Here is a 19,562-nt window from a genome sequence, read left to right as displayed (position 1 = left end):
CGCGAACAGCGCGGAGAAGAAGCGGGGACCTAAACCGGCCATCAGTGGTGACCTCGAACTGGCCACCTGTGGGGACTTTTACATGGCCACGGACAACAATTTCGCCTATGAACTGCGCCGATATGCTGAGTACAGCGCGTGGCTGACTCCCGCCAGCAAGGACAGCAGGATTCAGCTCGGGCGCCGGAGATAGCCCAAACTCTTACTTCGCAGTCTGTTCCACCGCCTGCCGCCCGGTGGATCTACGACGAGACCGCCACTTGGACACCGTGTCGGGGTGCACCCGCAGTTCCGCGGCGATCTGCTGGTTGTCCTTGCCGTCCGCGCAGCCCAGCACGATCTTCGAACGCATCGCCAAGATCTGCGCCGACTTCGTCCGCCGCGCCCATCTTTGCAGCGTCGCACGTTCGTCGGCGTTCACTGTCAACTCAGCCTTCGGCCGTCCGCTTCGGGGCCGGTCGGACAATGCGTCCATGCCATCGCGGGCAAAGGTGGTCTGCCACCGGCGGACGGTGGCCACGGCCATGCCGAGGTCTCGGGCCACCTGCGCATTGCTGACACCGGAATCCGCGCAGGCCAAGACGATCCTCGCCCGATCGGCCACCGCACCGGCCTCCGCCGTCAACCCATGCAGCCGCGCACGCTCAGTCTCGGTCACTACGATCCGCACTGCGGATGGCCCTGGATGCCCCACGCATATCAGGATACTGACTTATCCGTCGAATTTCGGACGCAGGACACTAGGAAGCAACCCGTGCTGTGATCGCGTACCTGCGATCGCGGCTCTTCGTCGGAGTGCCAGCCTCTGGGCCGTTTGCGGCGACATGCCGACGGGAACGCCCCTTTCTCTGCGCGAAGATCTCGATTGCCCGGACGGAAGGTGGCCGCTGTTCTATGTCGGTGCGCTACTGTACCGTTTCGCACGGGTTCGATGCATCAGATCTGGAGGGTGCATGTGACAACGTTCAAGACGCTCGTGTGTCTGGCGAACTCCCGCAAGCTCTTGGGGCGATGTGTCGCGGGGATCGTTGAGGGTGGTCAAACAGAGTGGATACGCCCCATCAGTGCTCGCCTAACCCACGAACTCTCCCAGGACGAGCGGCAATATGAAGACGGGTCAGACCCGCGCGTCCTCGATATCATCTCCGTGCCGCTTCGCCAGCCTGAGGCGCACAGCTACCAGAGCGAGAACTGGCGCCTCGATCTCGACTACTACTGGAGGAAGATCGGCCAGGCCGGGTGGGACAAACTGCTCACACTCGAACAGCATCCCAGGACTCTATGGATCAATGGGTCCAATACGTACCACGGCTACAATGACCGCGTACTGATGCAGCAAGCGAACACATTAGTGGACTCGCTCAAGCTTATTCGGGTCGACCGCGTGACGCTGCGAGTGCACGCTGTTAATACAACGTCCGGTGAGCAGAAGCGGGTTGTGAGGGCGCAGTTTCGGCACGCAGGCTTAGAATATGTACTGCGAGTAACTGATCCGGAGTATGAACGAGAATATCTCACTAGATCGGACGGTTTATACAAACTAGGCGAAGCCTTCATGACAGTGAGCCTCGGCGAACCTTTCGATGGCTATACCTATAAGCTCGTTGCAGCCATTATGGAGCGAGCGAAGATCGAAACAGGTAGCAAGAAGTGACACCCAGCACCCTGCTCACAATCGGCCATTCCACACACAGCTTTTCGATCTTTCTAAACCTACTACGACAGCATGGAATCACAGCGGTTGCGGATGTGCGCTCAATACCTGTCAGTCGGTTCACCCCCCAGTTCAACCGCGACATCGCGAAGCGCGGTTTGTACGACGCCGGCATAAAATACGTATTCCTCGGCAAGGAACTCGGAGCGCGTACGAACGACGCCACTTGCTACGTCGACGGGCGTGTACAGTACAGGCGCCTCGCCCAGACTTCCGAGTTCGCCAGCGGCATAAAACGCCTACTGCAAGGCGCACGGACCGAGCGGATCGCCATCATGTGTACCGAGCAAGAGCCACTAGACTGCCACCGCACAGTCCTTATCGCGCGAGTGCTTGCAGAGCACGGGGTCGCTATCGATCACATCCATGGGGACGGGCATGCCGAGAGCCATACCTCGGCGATGCAGCGTCTTTTGGCCAAATTTGGTCTAGACCAGGACGACATACTCTACACGCCTTCCGAACGCCTAGAGCAGGCTCTGAACCGTCAAGAACGCCAGATCGCGTACTTCAACGAGGACTTCGCATCAACGGGACACTAGGAAGATGAATCTTTATACGATTGGTTTCACGAAGAAAACCGCCGAGCGGTTCTTCGGACTGTTGCGTGAAGCTAGAGTGACAACGCTCATCGATGTTCGCCTGAACAACGTCTCGCAACTGGCCGGTTTCGCTAAACGTGATGACTTGAAATACTTCCTCAACGAGATTTGCGGTGTTGATTACTCCCACCGGCTCGATCTGGCGCCGACACAACCTATGCTCGACGACTACAAGAAACACGGCGCCAGCTGGGCTGCCTACGAAGACCGTTTCTTGGAACTCATGAAACATCGTCACATCGAGGACACCATCCCGCAGGAGCTGCTTAATAACGCGGTTTTGCTCTGCAGCGAAGACAAGGCGCACCACTGTCACCGCCGGCTAGTCGCTGAGTACCTCGCACAGCGCTGGAACAACGTCACGATTAAGCATCTGGGCTGAAGCGCGCTCCACCGTGGCTTCCTCTCGTGGCTCGCTAGAACCGTGCCAACGTATCTGTTTCTATGCTCTCCGAAGCGGGCGGGATAGGAGATGCTACGGCGCTGCGGGCAGACGCGCTGATCCTCGATCAACCTCATGAAATCACCCGTAAGGCCATTGGTAGCAGACAAGGCAGGTCAGCGACGGTGTGCGATCGGGCGCGAACAACATCCACGGACGCACAGAGCCCGAATGATCGCTCAGCCGGGCTCGGGTGATAGCACATCAGGCCACGTGAATGTGGTGTATCGCACGGTGACCAACTTGCCGTCGCGATAGACGAGGTCCGGGCCGAAGATCACGCCGTTCCAGTCGCACTCGTAGCCCTGCGCGGTGTAGATACACCCCACCTGCTCAGACCCGCCGGGCGCCGAGGCCCACAAGGCGCTGGCCGGAGCGTTCCCCACGACTCTGTCGCCCTTGACGTTCCACGGCCGGGCCCAGTCACCGACCCGCATATCAGCGACCAAACCGTCATCTTCCTTGGGGGCGCTCCAGGGCCAGCAAAACCCGGCCGTCATCCAGCGCCGAGTACCCAGAGCCCGCAGCAGGGCCTCCAGCTCGTAGGGCGACTCGGTGAGGGAAACCGCGAAGTGGTCGTCGCCCGTCCATACCTCCGGAGCGCTGCCGTCCAGGCCCATCAGGCGCAGCACCCACTCCTCATACTTACGGCTCCCCCCGCAGCGGAACTGCGCGTCCAGGTCGGCCTGGTGCCCCTTATGCGACCCGAGATCTTGATCGCTTGATATAGCGCGATGATTCGACGACATTGTCCTAGCCTCGCCGATTCACGGTGGCCGCAGAGGGCTTGGCGCCGAGCACAGACACCGCTCGACATCGCGGCGCAAAAGCGGGCGAGGGGCAACAGGGCCTTCGCGACCGAGTTGCTGGCGGGACGGCCACGCCCGGCGTCGACGTCCCGGCCAGGGTTCTCCCCCACCGTGACCATCCTGGGCGCCCCTCAAACTCGCCCGGAGAAGAGGGCCGTGACCGCGGCTACCGGAAAGGTGCGCGCTGGCTCCGCCAGGTCTGTTCGCCTTTCGGGATGTTGGGCGCGGGCCCAGATCGGCTGCCTTCGTCGGACCCCGGCCCGGGCGTACTGCGGTCGCAGTAGAGCCGATGGGTACCACGGGATGAGGGAATTCGCCCAGGTCAGACCTAATGTTTAGAGGTGCGTACCGTGACCTGGCTGCGACGGGAGCTCCTTTCCCGACCCTATGTGGCCGACACGATCCTGGCCGTGTGCGTGTATGCGATGACCCTGCTGGCGCCGGGCGCGCCCCCGCCGCCGGGTGCGGAGTGGCGCGGCCAAATGCAGCCCCTCACTGCTTACGGCATCGTGCTGGCTTCGGTCGTCTGCGGTGCTCTGGTCTTCCGGCGGCGATGGCCCCGCGCGGTTCTCGCCGTCACGGTCGCCGGGTTCGTCGCCTACGCCGTGATCGACGGCGGGCGGAGCCCGTTGAACCTGGGGTCGGCGATCGCGGTGTACACGGTGGCCTCGCGAGTCCCGCGTCGGCACGCGTGGGCCTACGGAGGGCTTGCCGCGCTTGTGGTTACCGTGGCCAGGATGGTGTTTGGCGGAAGTGCGTTGCTGACGCCCGAGATGCTGGCGCCGATCGCGTCGATCGGTATGGCCACCGCGGTTGGGGACTCGCTGCGTAGCCGGCGGGCCTATGTGGCCGCCATCGAGGAGCGGGCGCGCAGGGCCGAGGAGACGCGTGAGGAGGAGGCCGAACGGCGAGTGATGGAGGAACGCCTGTACATCGCGCGGGAGTTGCATGACGTTCTCGCCCATCACATCGCGCTGATCAACGTACAGGCGCAGGTTGCCGCGCATTTGCTAGCGACCGAACCCGAGCAGGCCCGTACGGCGCTGGGCCATGTTCGCGAAGCGGGCAAGGAGGCGCTGGATGAGTTGCGGACGACAGTGGGGCTGCTGCGGCGGCCGGGTAGCCGCGAGGAGCTGCTGACCGAGCCCGCGCCGGGGCTGGATCGGCTGCCTGAGCTGGTCGACTCCTTCACCACGGCCGGGCTGAGCCTGGGTTGGCTCATCTACGGCGATCCGCGGCCGTTGCCCGCTCCGGTGGACCTCGCCGCGTTCCGGATCGTTCAGGAGGCGCTGACCAACGTGAGCAAGCACGCACCGCAGGCGACCGCGACCGTGCGGATCGAGTACGCGGCCGACGAGATGATTGTCGACGTGGCCGACGACGGTCGGAATGATGCGGGTGGGGTCTCTTCCGGGAACGGGACCGGTCACGGGCTGATCGGTATGCGGGAACGGGCCTTGTCGGTCGATGGGACCTTCCTCGCTGGGCCCGTGGACGGTGGTGGGTTTCGGGTGCACGCCACGCTCCCCGTCTCAAGGAAGAACAGGTCATGACCGTCAAAGTGCTGCTGGCCGACGACCAGGCGCTGGTCCGTGCCGGGTTTCGGGTGCTGATCGACTCGGCGCCCGACCTGACGGTGGTCGGCGAGGCTGCCAACGGTCATGACGCCGTACGGCTCGCGCGGGAGACCATGGCCGACGTGGTGCTGATGGACGTTCGCATGCCCGGAATGGATGGTCTGGCCGCTACGAGGGAGATCACCCGCGATGAGGCCACGGCCGGGGTCCGGGTGCTGGTCCTGACCACGTTCGAGATCGACGAGTATGTCTTCGCCGCGCTGCAGGCGGGTGCCAGCGGGTTCCTCGGCAAGAGTGTGGAGGCCGGCGAGTTGCAGGAGGCCATCAGGGTGGTGGCCAGAGGTGAGGCGCTGCTGTCGCCGTTGGCGACCCGGCGTCTGATCACCCGTTTCCTGGACGGGCGCGGGGTCTCGGCTCAGCACGTGCCCGAAGATCTGGCTGTGCTCACCGAGCGCGAACGCGAAGTGATGATTCTCGTGGCCCACGGGCGTACCAACGACGAGATCGCCGATCTGCTGGGGATCAGCCGGGTGACCGCCAAGACGCATGTCAACCGGGCCATGACCAAGCTGAAGGCACACGACCGAGCCCAGCTGGTGATCATCGCATACGAGACCGGTCTGGTCCGTCCCCAGTCCCGCTGATCGTCCCCAAATAGAGACCACAGGCGCGGGCCACCGCAGCCCCTGATCGCCCGCACACCGAAGTCGGGGCCACGACGCCCCCCGACTCACAAAAAGCGGACCAGCTGATCGCCCACGAACCGCGGACGCAGTAGCCCGCGCCCGCGTCTACTGCGATCGCCGCAGATCAGAACCCTCCCCCAGTCGGACGCCCGCCCAAAGCCACGCCCCGAGGCTTGAAGTGGTGACCCAGTGGTCCGGCTCGCCCGTTCCCGCGCACCGTGCGATCTGACCCCCATGCAAAGAGAAGTGGAAAGATGTCGTTTCTGGCTAGATTGAGCCTTGCCCAACGAGGGCTCATAGCGCTCATCACGGTCGTGGTACTCGCGTTCGGCGTTTACGTCACCCCAGCGCTGCAGCAACAACTCCTGCCTTCCCTGTCGTTCCCCCAGGTATCGGTCGTGGCCTCATACGCCGGCGCCGCTCCAGAGATCGTCGAGGACCGGGTCACGGTGCCGCTGGAGGAGGGGGTACGCGGGGTCACCGGCGTCACCGGGGTGAACTCGACCTCTCGGGAGTCCAGCGCGACGGTCCAGGTGGCCTTCGACTTCGGCACCGACATCAACGACGCGCAGAGCAAGATCCAGCAGGTGGTCAGCAGTCTGGCCGACCGGCTGCCGGACGGCGTGGAGCCGAAGGTGGTCGTGGGCAGTACCGATGACCTGCCGGTCATCCAGCTCGCCGCCGCCTCCGACAAGTCCCAGCAGCGGCTTGCCGAGCAGTTGAAGACCCACGTGGTCCCGACGCTCACCGGCATCGAGGGGGTCAAGGAAGCCTCCGTCACGGGCACAAGGGATCAGGTCATCACCATCACCCCCGACACCGATGAGCTGAAGAAGAAGGGCCTGGACACCAGCGCGATCTCCACCGCCATCCAGGGCGCGGGCCAGCCGATTCCCGCCGGATCCCTGACCCATGCGGACACGACGCTGAGCGTCCAGGTCGGCGGCAGGTTCGAGTCGATCAAGGACCTCAAGGACCTCTACCTCGCCCCCGCCGCCCAGGCATCCCAGCCCCAGGCCCAGGCCCAGCCCCAAAACCAAAATCAGCGGCCGGGCTCCCCACAGACCACCCCAACCACCGCAAAAGCCAAGAAGCCGAAGCCCGTACGCCTGGGCGACGTAGCCACCGTGAAGCTGGGACTCGCCGAAGCGGCCACCCTCACCCGCACCGACGGCAAGCCCAGCCTGGGCATCTCCATCACCATGAAGCCCGGCGGCAACGCGGTGTCGATCTCCGAGGACGTACGCGCCAAGCTGCCCGCCCTAGCCACCGCCCTAGGCACCGACGCCGCCCTCACCATCGTCTACGACCAGGCCCCGGAGGTGGAGAAGTCGATCGAGAGCCTGACCACCGAGGGCCTGCTGGGCCTGGCCATGGCCGTGCTGATCATCCTGGTCTTCCTGTTCTCGCTGCGCTCCACGCTGGTGACCGCAGTCTCCATCCCCCTGTCGGTGCTGATCGCGTTGATCGCGCTGTGGGCCTGGGACTACTCGCTCAACATGCTCACCCTCGGCGCCCTAACCATCGCGGTCGGCCGCGTCGTCGACGACTCGATCGTGGTCCTGGAGAACATCAAACGCCACCTCTCCTACGGCGAGCCCAAACGGCAGGCGATCGAGAACGGTGTACGCGAGGTCGCGGGCGCGGTGACCGCCTCCACCCTCACCACCGTCGCGGTGTTCCTGCCCATCGCCTTCGTCGGTGGGTTCGTGGGCGAGCTGTTCGGGCCGTTCTCCATCACCGTCACGGTGGCCCTGCTCGCGTCCCTGCTGGTGTCGCTGACGGTCGTACCGGTGTTGAGCTACTGGTTCCTGAAGCCGCCCAAGAACGGCGACCGGCACAAGGCGGAGGAGAAGGAACGCCGCAGCCTGCTCCAGCGCGCTTACGTCCCGGTGATCCGCTTCGCCACCCGGCATCGGCTCACGACGGTCGCCGGCGCTCTGGCGATCCTCATCGGCACACTCGCCCTGGTCCCCAGGCTGGAGACCAGCTTCATCGACAATGCTGGACAGAACACCGTCAACATCACCCAGAACCTGCCCGTCGGCACCTCCCTGGCCGCAGCCGACACGAAGGCCAAGGCGGTCGAGAAGGTCCTGACCGGCCTCGACGCGGTCAAGTCCTACCAGGTCACCGTGGGTGGCGCGAGCGGCGTCGGGTTCGCCGGAGGCGGTCCCGGAGGCGGCGGTGGTGGTGGCGGTACGGCTCGCGCCAGCTACTCGCTCACCCTGCGCGAGGACAGTGACACCGCAGCCGTGGAGAACACTCTGCGCGATCAGCTGGGCAAGCTGCCCGACGCCGGAGAGATCAGCATCGGCGAGACGGGCGGGTTCGGCGGCGACGGGCTCGAAGTCCTGGTCCACGCCAGTGAGCAGGACACGTTGCGCGACGCGGCGCAAGTCGTACAGCAGGCCATGTCGGCCATCCCCGGCGTCACCGAGGTGACCAGCGGTCTGGCCGAGACCGCGCCCAGCATCGACGTCACCGTCGATCGCAAGGAGGCCGCGGAGCGCGGCCTGACCGAGGCCGCCGTCGGTCAGCTGGTCGCCCAGGCGTTCCGCGGCAGCACCGTCACCCAGCTGACCTTCGACGGCACCACCGCTGACGTCGTCGTGGACACCGGCAACGCGCCCGTCTCGCTCGGCGAGCTGCGCAAGCTCGACCTGCCCGGCAAGGGGGAGCTCTCCGATGTCGCCGAGGTCAAGCAGGTCAATGGGCCCGTTTCGGTCAGCCGGGTCGACGGGGAGCGTACTGTCACCGTCTCCGGCAAGAGCACCGGCGCCGACCTCGGCGCCATCAGCGCGGACCTGGACAGCCGGCTCGCCAAGCTGACACTGCCCGCCGGCGCCACCTACTCCGTCGGCGGTGCCAGCGCCGACCAGGACGAAGCCTTCGGCAGCCTCGGATTGGCCCTGGTGGCGGCCATCGCGCTGGTGTTCTTCGTCATGGTCGCCACCTTCCGCAGCCTCATTCAGCCGCTGCTGCTCCTGGTGTCGATCCCGTTCGCCGCCACGGGTGCGATCGGTCTGCTGCTCATCACCGGTACCTCGCTCGGGCTGGCGGCGATGATCGGGCTGCTGATGCTGGTCGGCATCGTGGTCACCAACGCCATCGTGCTGCTCGACCTGATCAACCAATATCGCGGTCAGGGGATGCCCCTGCACGAGGCCGTCGTGGAGGGCGGGCGCAACAGGCTCCGGCCCATCCTGATGACCGCGCTGGCCACGATCTTCGCGCTGCTGCCGATGGCTCTGGGCATCACCGGCGGGGGCGGGTTCATCTCCAAGCCGCTCGCGATCGTGGTCATCGGCGGCCTGATCAGTTCGACGCTGCTCACGCTGATCCTGGTCCCAACCCTGTACACCATGGTCGAAAGCCGGAAGGAGAAGATCCGGGCCAGACGCGCGCCGCGATCCGCCGTACCGCCCATCGCCGAGACCCCCGGGGAGCCGGCAGTTGTTTCCGGAGGGCATCGATGACCAGTACAAGCCGGGGCGTCCTTCGGGATTTCCAGCCCTCGAAGCTTCCGCATCCCACGGTCGAGATTGTCATCCCCGTCTACAACGAGGAGCGGGCGCTCCCAGGATGTCTGCGTACCCTTCACGCACACCTCAGTCAGTGGATGCCGTTCCCCTGGCGGCTCACCGTGGCGGACAACGCGAGCGTTGACCGGACGCTGGAGGTGGCCCGGGAACTGGCCGCCGAGCTGCCCGGTACGAACGTGGTCCACCTCGACAGGAAGGGGCGCGGGCTCGCGCTGCGTACGGTGTGGGGCGCGAGCGAGGCCGACATCGTCGTCTACATGGACGTCGACCTGTCCACGCGCCTGGACGCGCTGATGCCGCTGATCGCCCCGCTCGCCAGCGGTCACTCCGATCTCGCCATCGGCAGCAGGCTGGCTCCCGGCGCGCGTACCGTGCGCGGGCCGCGCCGCGAGCTGATCTCCCGCTGCTACAACGCGATCATCCGGCTCACGCACGGAGCGCGGTTCAGCGACGCGCAGTGCGGCTTCAAGGCCGCGCGTACGGATGTGCTCGGCCCGCTCCTCGAACGGACACAGGACGACGCCTGGTTCTTCGACACCGAGCTGCTGCTGCTCGCCGAACACAACGGGCTGCGCGTCCACGAGGTCCCGGTCGACTGGGTCGAGGATGTGGACACGCGGGTCGACGTCGTCAGCACCGCCACGGACGATCTGCGCGGGCTGTGGCGGGTGGCCCGCATGAAGGCGTCGGGCGCCGCGCGGGCTCCGTTGCCGAGTCGCCCCGCTCCCGCCGCTGAGCACCCCGACGCCGTACTGGCCCCCAGCAGGGCGCGCTCCCGGATCACCTGGGAGGTCGGCTGCTTCGTGGCCATCGGCGTGCTCTCGACGGCCGGTCAGGCCCTGCTCTATTGGCTGCTGCGCGCCTGGTGGCCGCCCGTGCTCGCGAACCTGGTGTCGCTGCTGGTCCTCACCGTGCTCAACACGGAGGCCAACCGCCGCCTCACCTTCCGCTGGTCCGGTACGGGGGCCGGCCGGGCGCACCTGGGAGCCGGTGCCCTGTTCCTGCTCGGGTACGTCGTCACCTCCGCCGCGGTGCTGCTGTTCCGCGAGGTCCAGCCCGAGGCGTCGGCCGCGGCCGAGACGCTGGTGCTCACCGCCTCGTCCGTGCTGGTCACCGTGGTCCGCTTCCTGGTGCTGCGGCTGGCCGTCTTCCGCCGCACCACCCCCTGATCCTTTCCAGAGAGTGACGTACGAGATGACTCCGCCATCCACCCCCCGCCCGCTCCCCAGACGGGCGGCGCTCGCGGTGATCCTGATCCTGGCCGCCGTGCTGTACGGCTGGGCTCTGGGCTCCCTCGGCTGGGGCAACAGCTACTACTCCGCCGCCGTGAAGTCGATGGGTCAGAGCTGGACGAACTTCCTGTTCGGCGCGTACGACCCAGCCGGTGTGATCACCGTCGACAAGCCGCCGGCGGCGCTGTGGCCGCAGGTGCTCAGCACCAAGATCTTCGGCCTGCACGGCTGGGCGATGATCCTGCCGCAGGTGCTGGAGGGCATCGCCACGGTGTTCCTCCTGCACCGGACCGTACGCCTGTGGGCAGGCGAGGCGGCGGGACTGCTGGCCGCGCTGGTTCTGACGCTGACCCCGATCACGGTGGCGATCAACCGCGACAACAACCCTGACACGCTGCTGGTGCTGACGCTGGTGGCGGCGGCGTACGCGCTGACCCGCGCCATGCGGACAACCTCCGGACTGAGGTGGTTGTGCGCGGCCGGGTTCCTGATCGGCCTCGGCTTCATGACCAAGATGCTGGCCGCCTGGATGGTGATCCCGGCGTTCGCGGCGGCCTGGTTGGTCGGGGCGCGCGGCCCCTGGCTTGGGCGGCTCGGCAAGCTGCTGATCGGCGGCGTCGTTCTCGTGGTGTCCTCCCTGTGGTGGATCGCGATGGTCGCGCTCTGGCCGGGAAGCCGTCCGTACATCGGCGGCAGCACTGACGGCAGCGCCTGGGACCTGGTCATCGGCTACAACGGCCTCGGCCGGATCTTCGGTGGGGAGGGCGGCTTCAGCATCTCCTTCGGTGGAGCGGCCGGTCTGGGACGGCTCTTCAACGACCAGGTCGGCGGGCAGATCAGCTGGCTGTTGCCGTTGTGCGGGGTGGCGCTGGCGCTGGCCCTGGCCGTCGCCGTACTGCGCTGGCGCGGGGTCACGATGCCCGGTGAGCCGCTCGCCGCGGCCGGATGGGTGCTGTGGGGAACCTGGCTGGTGGTCTGCGGCCTAGTGTTCGCCACGCAGAAGGGGACCTTTCACCCGTACTACACGACTCAGCTGGCCCCGGCGGTCGCCGCCGTCACCGCGGGCTTCGCCACGACGCTGGCTCGCGCCCACCGAGCGGGGGCTCGCTGGGCACTCCCCCTGGGAGCCGGGGCCGTCGCGGTGACCACGGCCTGGGCCTATGTCGTGATCGCGCGGGTCCCGTCCTGGAACGGCTGGGTGGCGTGGCTTGTGGGGGCGGCCGGGGTGGCGGGGATCGTCCTGCTCCTGCTGTCGGGTCGGCGGCGACTGCTGCCCGCCGGGCGGCCACAGCTGCTGCCCGCCGCCGTCGGCGTCGCGGTCCTGGCGGTGCTTTCGGGGCCTGCGGCCTGGGCGATCAGCGTCCCCGGCTCCACGTCGGCGATGGGCGGCGCCAATCCCACCGCGGGGCCGCCGACCATGCCTTTCGGCGGCGGGGCAAGCGGAGGCGGCACGGCTCCGGGTGGCTTCGAGCTCCCGGAAGGAATGCAACTCCCACCAGGCATGAAGCTCCCAGAAGGCATGGAGCTGCCGCAAGGGATGCAACCCCCCGGCGGCAATGGTGGCATGCCATCCGGGTTCTCCGGAGGCTTCCCCGGCGGCGGCGCCGAGCTCACCTCCGATCAGCGCAAGATCCTGGACTATGCCGTCAAGCAGTCCGGCTCCGCCCGGATCAAACTCGCCACTGAGGGCGGCGCCATGTTCGCCTCCGCCTTCATCCTGAACAGCGACGCCACCGTCATCGGCATGGGCGGCTTCATCGGCATCGACGACGCCCCGAGCGTCCAGCAGCTGAAGGACTGGACGAGTTCGGGGCAACTACGCTTCGTCCTGGGATCCGGTTGGGGCGGCTTCGGCGCCATGATGGGCGGGGCGAGCACGCACCGCTCGCAATGGCTGAAAGAGAACTGCGGAGAAGTCCCCGCCGCCACGTACGGGGGAAGTCCCACCGCACCGAGCAGTCCGATGATGGGAGGCGGCACCACCCTCTACGACTGCGCCGCGAAGCACTGACGCGCGGCGCCGCCCGTACAGCAAGGGCTCAGTGAGCGGGCTGGCGCAGCGCGGCGACCAGGGGAAACGTGGTGCTACATGGCCTTTCGCCTGGGGCGCATGTCGAACATGTAGAAGACGAGCAGCAACACGTAGAACACGAGCGCGCCTATCGCGCTGAACGCGCCGATGACGGTCGCGATGAGATAGAGCACCGGCCCCATGCCCCAGCGAAATCGCAACGAGCGGGCCTCCGCCGGGGTGATGTGCCCGCCGAGGTGGCGGTGTCCTAACGAGGAGTACCACCACACGGCGTTGTAGAAAATGCCGCCGATCACCAGCACGATTCCATAGAAGACGGCGGCCATCTGGGTGCCGTGTTCGGAGCGCAACGCCTCTGCTAGCACGTGCGTGGGAAACGGCAGAAAGGCGACATCCATCAGGAGGAGCACGTTGAGGGCCAGCAACATGCCATCAGTCCTGTGGATGAAGTGGAACATCCGATGGTGGTTCATCCAGATCATCCCCACCAGCAGGAACGTCACCACGTAGGCGAGGTAGGACGGCCACAGGCCTATCAGCGCGCCCCCGAGGTCCTCTTCCCAGCCTTCGGGCAGGCGGATCTCGAGCACCAGCAAGGTGATCGCGATGGCGAACACGCCGTCGCTGAACGCCTCCAGGCGCCCGGTGCTCATTGCAGAAGAGTCATCGCTCACGCCGGGCATAGTAGCGAGAGGACCAAGTTCACGCTGATGAGGTCCAGGGTCATGGGGAAGGCTCCGCGGGCCGAGACCCCGTGGAGCCGGCAACTGCTTCTCAAGGACATCAATGACCTCGACCAGACCTCACGCCCGGAACGTGCGGCGGTAGGCATCCGGCGGTACGCCGATCGCGCGGTGGAAGTGGCGGCGCAGTGTCGTCGCCGTGCCCATGCCCGCCGCCGAGGCGATGGTGTCGACGCTGTCGTCCGTGATCTCCAGCAGCTCCTGCGCGCGGCGGATCCGCTGCGTCAGCAGCCACTGCAGCGGAGTGGTTCCGGTCACTGAGCGGAAGTGGCGGGCCAGGTGGCGCGAGCTCATGTTCGCCTGGCGAGCCAGGTCCTCCACGGTGAGGGGCTGGTCCAGCCGCTGCATGACCCAGGTGAGCAGCTCGGCCAGGGGATGGCCGTCCTGGTCGGGCACGGGTGTGGTGACGAACTGGGCCTGGCCACCGGCCCGGTGGGGCGGCACGACCAGGCGGCGGGCGACCACGTTGGCGATCACCGAGCCGTGGTCGCGGCGGACCAGATGCAGGCACAGGTCCATCGCCGCGGCCTTGCCCGCGGACGTGAGCACGCTGCCGTTGTCGACGTAGAGCACGTCCGGGTCGACCTCCACCCGGGGATAGCGGGCCGCCAGTACGTCGGTGTGGGCCCAGTGCGTGGTCGCGCGCAGCCCGTCCAGCAGGCCGGCGGCGGCCAGCACGAACACGCCCGTACACAGGGAGACCACCCGCGCACCCGCCTCGTGAGCCGCGCGTACCGCCTCGACCAGGTCGGCCGGCGGGTCCTCGTCGACGTTCGCCAAGGCGGGGACGATCACGGTGTCGGCGTGCGCCAGCCGGTCGAGCCCGCAGTCCGGCTCCACCGAGAACCGGCCGACCCGGACGGCGTGCGTGCCGCACACCCGGACGTCGTACCAGGGGCCTGGCACGGCGTCCGGGGCGGAGCCGAAGACCTCGTAGGCCAGGGCCAGCTCGAAGTGCAGCATCCCGTCGGTAGCGGCGACCGCGACGGAGCGCGGGAAAGGACTCATGTCGGGAATTGTACGGGTCATGTCGTTTCGGACGCTGGCACCAAGGGGGCAAACGGGACAGGATTTCCGCAGCGGATCACTTCGAGTACGAGGGAGCAGATATGGGATCGGGTCGGAACGTGGCGGTGTTCGGCGCTTATGGACACACTGGGCGGTTCGTGGTCGCGGAGTTGCGCGAGCGCGGATACGTACCCCTGCTCCTCGGTCGCGACCAGGACAAGCTGCTGGCGCTGGTGGAGACCCACCCCGGGCTTGAGACGCGGCAGGCGTCGGTCGACGATCCGGCCTCGCTCGACCGCGCGCTGCACGGCGCCGACGCCGTGATCAACTGCGCCGGGCCGTTCGCCACGACCGGCGGCCCGCTGGTCGAGGCGGCGCTGCGGGCCGGCATCCCATATGTCGACGTGGCGGCCGAGATCGAGGCGAACGTCGACACGTTCGCGCGCTTCGCGGACCGTGCCCGCGAGGCGGGCGCCGTGGTGGTCCCGGCGATGGCCTTCTACGGCGGCCTCGGCGACCTGTTGGTCACCACCGCGATGGGCGACTGGACGGCGGCGGACGAGGTACACGTCGCCTACGGCCTGAGCAGCTGGCACCCTACTGCCGGAACGCTCGCCGCCGGCGTGGTCTCGGGGCAGCGACGGGGTGGCCGCCGTGTCCGCTACACCGGCGGGCAACTGGAGTACCACGATGACGCTCTGCCGACCCTGGAGTGGACCTTCCCGGCTCCGCTCGGCACCCAGAGCGTCATCGGAGAGTTCACCATGGCCGACGTCGTCACCATTCCCAGCCACCTGGCCGTCCCGGAGGTGCGTACCTACATGACCGCCAAGGCGGCCGCGGACCTGTCCGCTCCAGACGCCTCGGCACCGACCGCCGTCGACGAGCAGGGCCGCTCCGCGCAGACCTTCGTCGTCGACGTCCTCGTCCGCTCCGGCGGCACGGAACGCCGCGTGGTCGCCTCCGGTCAGGACATCTACGCCATCACCGCGCCGCTCGCGGTGGAGGCCCTCGACCGCATCCTGACTGGCCGGACCAAGACCACCGGTGTCGTCTCCGCGGGCGCGGTGTTCGACGCCCCGGACTTCCTCCGCGCCCTGTCCGCGCACCTCTCGCTGGACGTCCCGCTCGACACACGCGGCTGACCCTGCTGGGATCCGGGCCCAGGTGCCGTCAGCGAGTCGGGGTCCGGGGGCGGTTCCACCAGAGGGAGAGGGACAGGGCCGCGGTGATGAGGATGCCGCCACCGGCGGCAAAGGCGGCGGCTGTGTCCACTCGTTGCTGGATGACGGTGAAGCTGCCGGGCAGGGCGGCGAGGGCGCTTTGGAGCTGGTCGGCGTTCTCGGCGCGGTGGTAGGAGCCGCCGGTGGTCTGGGCTATCTGCTTGAGTGCGGGCTCGTCGATGGTGCGGGGATTGCGGCCTCTGTCGAATCCGCCGCGGCCACCGAAGCCACCGCCCCAGCCGCCGAAACCGCCGTCGAACTGGGTGTTGTCGCACACCATCGGGGTCGGGTTCGTGGTGCCGAAGCCGATGGTGAAGACGCGGACGCGGCGCACGGCCGCTTCCTGCGCGGCGATCTGCGGCTCGACGCCCTGGGTGTTGGCGCCGTCGGTGAGCACGACGATCGCGGCACCGGCGTAGCCCGTCCCGCCGTCCACGGGTTTCGCCCCGGTGGCGGCGACCGACGGGTCGACCTCCGCGATCGCGTCGATCGAGGTGAGCATGGCCTGCCCGATCGCGGTACCTCGGGACACGGTGAGGTTGTCCAGCGCCTTGATCAGCGAGTCGGTGTCGTCGGTGGGCGGGACGAGCAGGCCCGCGGTGCCCGCGAAGGTGACCAGGCCGATGCGCGGCCCGCCCCGCTGCGACTCGATGAACTCCACGGCGGCCTTCTTCGCGGCCGTGATGCGGTTGGGGTCGACGTCCGTGGAACACATGGAGCCGGAGGTGTCGAACGCGAGCAGGATCGTCGCCGACTTCATCGGCACCGGCACCGACACCTGTGGCCGCGCGGCTCCGACCGCGAGCAGCGCGAGCCCGGCCATGAACAGTGCCGCGGGGATCATCCGCGTCCAGCGCGTACGGCCGGGCAGGGCAGTCCGTACGAGCGCGATCGAGGTGACCCGCACGACGGCCCGCCGGCGGCGGCGTCGCGCCCACTCGCGGATGGCGAAGATCAACGGGATGACCAGGACCGACAGCAGTGCCCACGGCCATGAGAACGACATTCAGATCACCCGTCCAGACCGGAGCACGGTGAGCGCGGCTCCCGCGGCGAGCAGCGCGAGGGCGAGCCCGATCAGCCCGCCGGCGAGGGGCAGCGGCTCGTCGGAGACGGTGAGCCGCAGATCGATCGTGTCGGCGATCCCGTCGAGCCGCGCGGCGTCGGCGGCGGGGCGGTAGGCGCCGCCGGTGGTCCGCGCGATCAGGGTGAGGGTGTCCTCTTCGAGCGAGGTCTGCAGGTGGTAGCCGTCGACCTGTACCGTCGCCCCGGCGGTGGTGCCGACCCCGACCGTTTGGATGTGTACGCCTGCCTTCTGGGCCACGGCGGCTGCCTGTTCGACGTCCGGGCCCTGGTTCTGACCGTCCGAGAACATCACAATCGTCGCCGACGGCCAGTAACCGATGTCGGGCGCGGTGCCGTCGCGGCCGATGGCCACCGGCTTGCCGGTGATCGCCGTCAGTGAGGCTGTGATGGCCGTCCCCAGCGAGGTGCCGCCGGTGATCCTCAGCCGGTCGATGGCCTTGAGCGCGCTGGAGTGGTCGGCGTCGGGCCGTGCGGTGGTGAGCGCGCCCCGCTCGAACGCGACGACGCCGATGTCGACGCTGTCGGGCTGCGCCGCCACGAACGCGCGGGCCGCCCGCTGCGCGGCCGCCAGCCGGGTGGGCGCGACGTCGTCGGCACCCATGCTGTTGGAGACGTCGATGGCGAGGATGACAGTGCCCGCGGTCCGCGGAACTGGCACCATGGCCGCCGGTCCGGCGGTGGCGATCGCGAGTACGGCGACGCCGGCGATCGTCAGGCCGATGCCGAGGTACGCCCGGCGGCCGCCCGGCACCGCGACGCCGGCGGCGGTGAGCGCGGCCGTCCGGCGGCGCGCCGAGACGACGGCCGCCCAGGCGAGCGCCGCCGTGACGAGCAGTCCGACGGCCAGCAGCAGCGGGGAGGACAGGGTCATGAGCCCTCCTTCGCCTTTGATGGGCTCGGTCATGACGACCGGTCCCGGGTTCGGGCGACGACCTCGACGAGCGCCTCGGCCAGATCGCGGTCGGTGTCGATGCGGTGGACGGGCACCCCGGCCCGGCGCATGCCCGCCGTGAGCCTGGCGTCGCGGGCGTCGACGGCGGCGCGGAAGCGGACCCGCAACAGCGGGTCGGCGGAGTCGACGACGAGTTGTTCGCCGGTCTCGGCGTCCTCGACCACGATCAGCCCGGCCTCGGGCAGTACGTCGTCGGCCGTGTCCACGATCCGCAGCGCGACCACCTCGTGCCGCCGGGCCAGGCGCTGGAGCGAGCGCTCCCAGTCGCCGTCGCCGATGAAGTCCGACAGGACGACGATGAGTGCGCGGCGGCGCGCGAGCCGTCCGGCCGCATCGAGCATCTCCGCCAGGTCCGTGGTGGCGCCACCGCGCGCCCCAGCAGCGCGTTTGGACGCGCGTCTCGGCTTGCCACCGCGAGCCTTGGAGGTGTGTTCCAGCTCGGCCCCGCGCACCCCAGCGGTGCGTTCCAGCTCGGCGCCGATCCGCAGCGCGTGCCGCCGCGACGTGCCGGGCGGCACGACGCGCAGCATCCCGGTGTCGAACAGCAGGGCACCGACGCGGTTGCCACCCCGCCCGAACAGCCGGGCGAGGACCAGCGCGAGCTCGGCGAGCACATCGTGCTTGCCACGCCCCGGCCGACCGGCCGCCATCGACGCCGACCGGTCGAGCACGAGCCACACCGTCAGCTCGCGGTCCTCGGTGAACACCCGCAGGTGCGGCTCGTCCAGCCGTGCAGTGACATTCCAGTCGATATGCCGGGCGTCGTCGCCGTCGCCGTACGCACGTAACCCGGTGAAGTCGATCCCGGAGCCGCGGTGCACCGTGCGATGGGCGCCCTGGAGCCGGCCGTCCAGCCGACGGACGACCTTCCACTCCAGGCGGAGCAGGAGCTTCTCGGGGGCGGTGGCCATGGTTCAGCGCTTCTGCAGGACGACGTCGGGCGCCCGAACAGCCCCGAGCACCCTGGTGATGATCGTGTCGGCGTCGACATCGTCCGCCAGCGCCTCGTACGACAGCACGAGGCGGTGACGCAGCACGTCGAGGGCGAGTTCGGACAGGTCGTGCGGCAGGACGTACTCGCGACCGCGCAGGAACGCCAGCGCCCGAGCGCCCGTGACGAGCGCGATGGACGCGCGCGGGCTCGCCCCGTAGGTGACGTACCGTTCCAGCTCGCCGAGTCCGGCCATTGCAGGGGAGCGTGTCACGGAGACCAGCCGTACCGCGTAGTCGACGATCGCCGGATCGACGTACACCTCCTGAGCGCGAGCCCGCATCGCGACCAGGTCCTCGGCCGTCACCATCGGCTGTGGCGGCTCCGGCGGACGCAGCGCCCGTGCGACAATCGCCTGCTCTTCGGCCTGCGTCGGATAGTCGACGACCACTTTCATCATGAAACGGTCGACCTGCGCTTCGGGCAGCGGGTAGGTGCCCTCCGACTCGATCGGGTTCTCCGTCGCCATGACCAGGAACGGCTCCGGCACCTGGAACGTCTCACGGCCGATCGTCACCTGATGCTCCTGCATCACTTCCAGCAGGGCGCTCTGCACCTTGGCGGGGGCGCGGTTGATCTCGTCGGCCAGCAGCAGGTTCGCGAACACCGGGCCGAGTTCGGTACGGAACTCCCCGGAGTGCTGATGGTAGACCCGCGTACCCACGAGGTCGGCGGGCACCAGGTCAGGAGTGAACTGGACGCGCTGGAAACTCCCGGCGATCGCGGCGGCCAGCGACCGCACCGCGAGCGTCTTGGCCAGGCCCGGCACACCCTCGACGAGCAGGTGCCCGTCGGCGATCAGCGCGACGGCCATGCGCTCCAGCAGGACGTCCTGCCCGACGATCGTACGTTTGACCTCGAACAGCACCTGTTCGAGCGGATGGGCCGACTCGGGGGACTTGGTCGAGGTCATGGTCTTC

General features: G+C 68.0%; 18 protein-coding genes. 10 read left to right on the top strand and 8 right to left on the bottom strand.

Features of this window, described 5'->3' with window-relative positions:
* Nucleotides 1–193: hypothetical protein (locus AB0B61_RS47475; protein WP_358447379.1), on the top strand; the 193-nt coding region annotated here is incomplete at its 5' end.
* Nucleotides 194–202: 9 nt separating this feature from the next.
* Here the strand turns inward: AB0B61_RS47475 and AB0B61_RS47470 are convergent.
* Entirely contained in the window at nucleotides 203–658 is a 456-nt protein-coding gene (locus AB0B61_RS47470) for a helix-turn-helix domain-containing protein (RefSeq protein ID WP_358447378.1), read from the bottom strand.
* Nucleotides 659–955: 297 nt separating this feature from the next.
* On the opposite strand from AB0B61_RS47470, the gene AB0B61_RS47465 reads away from it, so the two are divergent.
* The 3 genes from AB0B61_RS47465 to AB0B61_RS47455 are packed head-to-tail and all read left to right on the top strand — an operon-like array spanning nucleotide 956 to nucleotide 2,698.
* Entirely contained in the window at nucleotides 956–1,654 is a 699-nt protein-coding gene (locus AB0B61_RS47465) for a hypothetical protein (protein ID WP_358447376.1), read from the top strand.
* Entirely contained in the window at nucleotides 1,651–2,256 is a 606-nt protein-coding gene (locus tag AB0B61_RS47460; protein WP_358447374.1) for a DUF488 domain-containing protein, read from the top strand. The genes AB0B61_RS47465 and AB0B61_RS47460 overlap by 4 nt, the downstream gene beginning before the upstream one ends.
* 4 nt (nucleotides 2,257–2,260) lie before the next feature.
* Nucleotides 2,261–2,698: a DUF488 domain-containing protein gene (locus AB0B61_RS47455; RefSeq protein WP_358447372.1), complete on the top strand. Its 438-nt coding sequence runs from the start codon at nucleotides 2,261–2,263 to the stop codon at nucleotides 2,696–2,698.
* Nucleotides 2,699–2,937: 239 nt separating this feature from the next.
* Here the strand turns inward: AB0B61_RS47455 and AB0B61_RS47450 are convergent, their stop codons facing one another.
* A complete protein-coding gene (locus AB0B61_RS47450; protein ID WP_358447370.1) occupies nucleotides 2,938–3,507 on the bottom strand; it encodes a DNA/RNA helicase domain-containing protein in 570 nt (189 codons plus the stop codon).
* Between the two features lie 449 nt (nucleotides 3,508–3,956).
* On the opposite strand from AB0B61_RS47450, the gene AB0B61_RS47445 reads away from it, so the two are divergent.
* From AB0B61_RS47445 to AB0B61_RS47425, 5 genes are all read left to right on the top strand, one after another.
* On the top strand, nucleotides 3,957–5,120 hold the full coding sequence (locus AB0B61_RS47445) for a sensor histidine kinase (protein ID WP_358447368.1): 1,164 nt from the start codon (nucleotides 3,957–3,959) through the stop codon (nucleotides 5,118–5,120).
* Nucleotides 5,117–5,788, top strand: a complete 672-nt coding sequence (locus AB0B61_RS47440; protein WP_358447366.1) for a response regulator transcription factor — start codon at nucleotides 5,117–5,119, stop codon at nucleotides 5,786–5,788. The genes AB0B61_RS47445 and AB0B61_RS47440 overlap by 4 nt, the downstream gene beginning before the upstream one ends.
* A gap of 296 nt (nucleotides 5,789–6,084) precedes the next feature.
* A complete protein-coding gene (locus AB0B61_RS47435; protein WP_358447364.1) occupies nucleotides 6,085–9,309 on the top strand; it encodes an efflux RND transporter permease subunit in 3,225 nt (1,074 codons plus the stop codon).
* Entirely contained in the window at nucleotides 9,306–10,544 is a 1,239-nt protein-coding gene (locus AB0B61_RS47430; protein ID WP_358447362.1) for a bifunctional glycosyltransferase family 2/GtrA family protein, read from the top strand. Before AB0B61_RS47435 ends, AB0B61_RS47430 begins: the two co-directional genes overlap by 4 nt.
* Before the next feature lie 25 nt (nucleotides 10,545–10,569).
* Nucleotides 10,570–12,618, top strand: coding sequence for a glycosyltransferase family 39 protein (locus tag AB0B61_RS47425; protein WP_358447360.1), 2,049 nt, complete (start codon nucleotides 10,570–10,572; stop codon nucleotides 12,616–12,618).
* 74 nt (nucleotides 12,619–12,692) lie between these two features.
* Here the strand turns inward: AB0B61_RS47425 and AB0B61_RS47420 are convergent, their stop codons facing one another.
* Together AB0B61_RS47420 and AB0B61_RS47415 are read right to left on the bottom strand one after the other, a co-directional pair.
* Entirely contained in the window at nucleotides 12,693–13,322 is a 630-nt protein-coding gene (locus tag AB0B61_RS47420) for a TMEM175 family protein (RefSeq protein ID WP_358447358.1), read from the bottom strand.
* A 120-nt stretch (nucleotides 13,323–13,442) separates the two neighbouring features.
* A complete protein-coding gene (locus AB0B61_RS47415) occupies nucleotides 13,443–14,390 on the bottom strand; it encodes a helix-turn-helix domain-containing protein (protein ID WP_358447356.1) in 948 nt (315 codons plus the stop codon).
* A 101-nt stretch (nucleotides 14,391–14,491) separates the two neighbouring features.
* Between AB0B61_RS47415 and AB0B61_RS47410 the strand changes: the two genes are divergently transcribed.
* Nucleotides 14,492–15,535: a saccharopine dehydrogenase NADP-binding domain-containing protein gene (locus AB0B61_RS47410; RefSeq protein WP_358447355.1), complete on the top strand. Its 1,044-nt coding sequence runs from the start codon at nucleotides 14,492–14,494 to the stop codon at nucleotides 15,533–15,535.
* 28 nt (nucleotides 15,536–15,563) lie between these two features.
* Here AB0B61_RS47410 and AB0B61_RS47405 read toward each other — a convergent pair whose 3' ends face one another.
* The 4 genes from AB0B61_RS47405 to AB0B61_RS47390 are packed head-to-tail and all read right to left on the bottom strand — an operon-like array spanning nucleotide 15,564 to nucleotide 19,555.
* On the bottom strand, nucleotides 15,564–16,619 hold the full coding sequence (locus AB0B61_RS47405; RefSeq protein WP_358447353.1) for a VWA domain-containing protein: 1,056 nt from the start codon (nucleotides 16,617–16,619) through the stop codon (nucleotides 15,564–15,566).
* Entirely contained in the window at nucleotides 16,620–17,570 is a 951-nt protein-coding gene (locus tag AB0B61_RS47400; RefSeq protein WP_358447351.1) for a VWA domain-containing protein, read from the bottom strand.
* A 29-nt stretch (nucleotides 17,571–17,599) separates the two neighbouring features.
* Nucleotides 17,600–18,562: a DUF58 domain-containing protein gene (locus tag AB0B61_RS47395; protein WP_358447350.1), complete on the bottom strand. Its 963-nt coding sequence runs from the start codon at nucleotides 18,560–18,562 to the stop codon at nucleotides 17,600–17,602.
* 3 nt (nucleotides 18,563–18,565) lie between these two features.
* Entirely contained in the window at nucleotides 18,566–19,555 is a 990-nt protein-coding gene (locus AB0B61_RS47390; RefSeq protein WP_357943390.1) for a MoxR family ATPase, read from the bottom strand.
* Nucleotides 19,556–19,562 lie beyond the last annotated feature (7 nt).

Origin of the sequence: Nonomuraea sp. NPDC049158 (assembly GCF_040648335.1) — a bacterium.
GTDB lineage: Bacteria > Actinomycetota > Actinomycetes > Streptosporangiales > Streptosporangiaceae > Nonomuraea.
The sequence above is the reverse complement of the archived record's forward strand: the minus strand, read 5'-3'. Positions and strand labels throughout refer to the sequence as shown.

Bases quoted from the DNA above. Each gene is read 5' to 3' on its own strand.
- AB0B61_RS47455 (WP_358447372.1), top strand. From the start codon at position 2,261: ATGAATCTTTATACGATTGGTTTCACGAAGAAAACCGCCGAGCGGTTC.
- AB0B61_RS47450 (WP_358447370.1), bottom strand. From the start codon at position 3,507: ATGTCGTCGAATCATCGCGCTATATCAAGCGATCAAGATCTCGGGTCG.
- AB0B61_RS47440 (WP_358447366.1), top strand. From the start codon at position 5,117: ATGACCGTCAAAGTGCTGCTGGCCGACGACCAGGCGCTGGTCCGTGCC.
- AB0B61_RS47435 (WP_358447364.1), top strand. From the start codon at position 6,085: ATGTCGTTTCTGGCTAGATTGAGCCTTGCCCAACGAGGGCTCATAGCG.
- AB0B61_RS47430 (WP_358447362.1), top strand. From the start codon at position 9,306: ATGACCAGTACAAGCCGGGGCGTCCTTCGGGATTTCCAGCCCTCGAAG.
- AB0B61_RS47425 (WP_358447360.1), top strand. From the start codon at position 10,570: ATGACTCCGCCATCCACCCCCCGCCCGCTCCCCAGACGGGCGGCGCTC.
- AB0B61_RS47420 (WP_358447358.1), bottom strand. From the start codon at position 13,322: ATGCCCGGCGTGAGCGATGACTCTTCTGCAATGAGCACCGGGCGCCTG.
- AB0B61_RS47415 (WP_358447356.1), bottom strand. From the start codon at position 14,390: ATGAGTCCTTTCCCGCGCTCCGTCGCGGTCGCCGCTACCGACGGGATG.
- AB0B61_RS47410 (WP_358447355.1), top strand. From the start codon at position 14,492: ATGGGATCGGGTCGGAACGTGGCGGTGTTCGGCGCTTATGGACACACT.
- AB0B61_RS47405 (WP_358447353.1), bottom strand. From the start codon at position 16,619: ATGTCGTTCTCATGGCCGTGGGCACTGCTGTCGGTCCTGGTCATCCCG.
- AB0B61_RS47400 (WP_358447351.1), bottom strand. From the start codon at position 17,570: ATGACCCTGTCCTCCCCGCTGCTGCTGGCCGTCGGACTGCTCGTCACG.
- AB0B61_RS47395 (WP_358447350.1), bottom strand. From the start codon at position 18,562: ATGGCCACCGCCCCCGAGAAGCTCCTGCTCCGCCTGGAGTGGAAGGTC.
- AB0B61_RS47390 (WP_357943390.1), bottom strand. From the start codon at position 19,555: ATGACCTCGACCAAGTCCCCCGAGTCGGCCCATCCGCTCGAACAGGTG.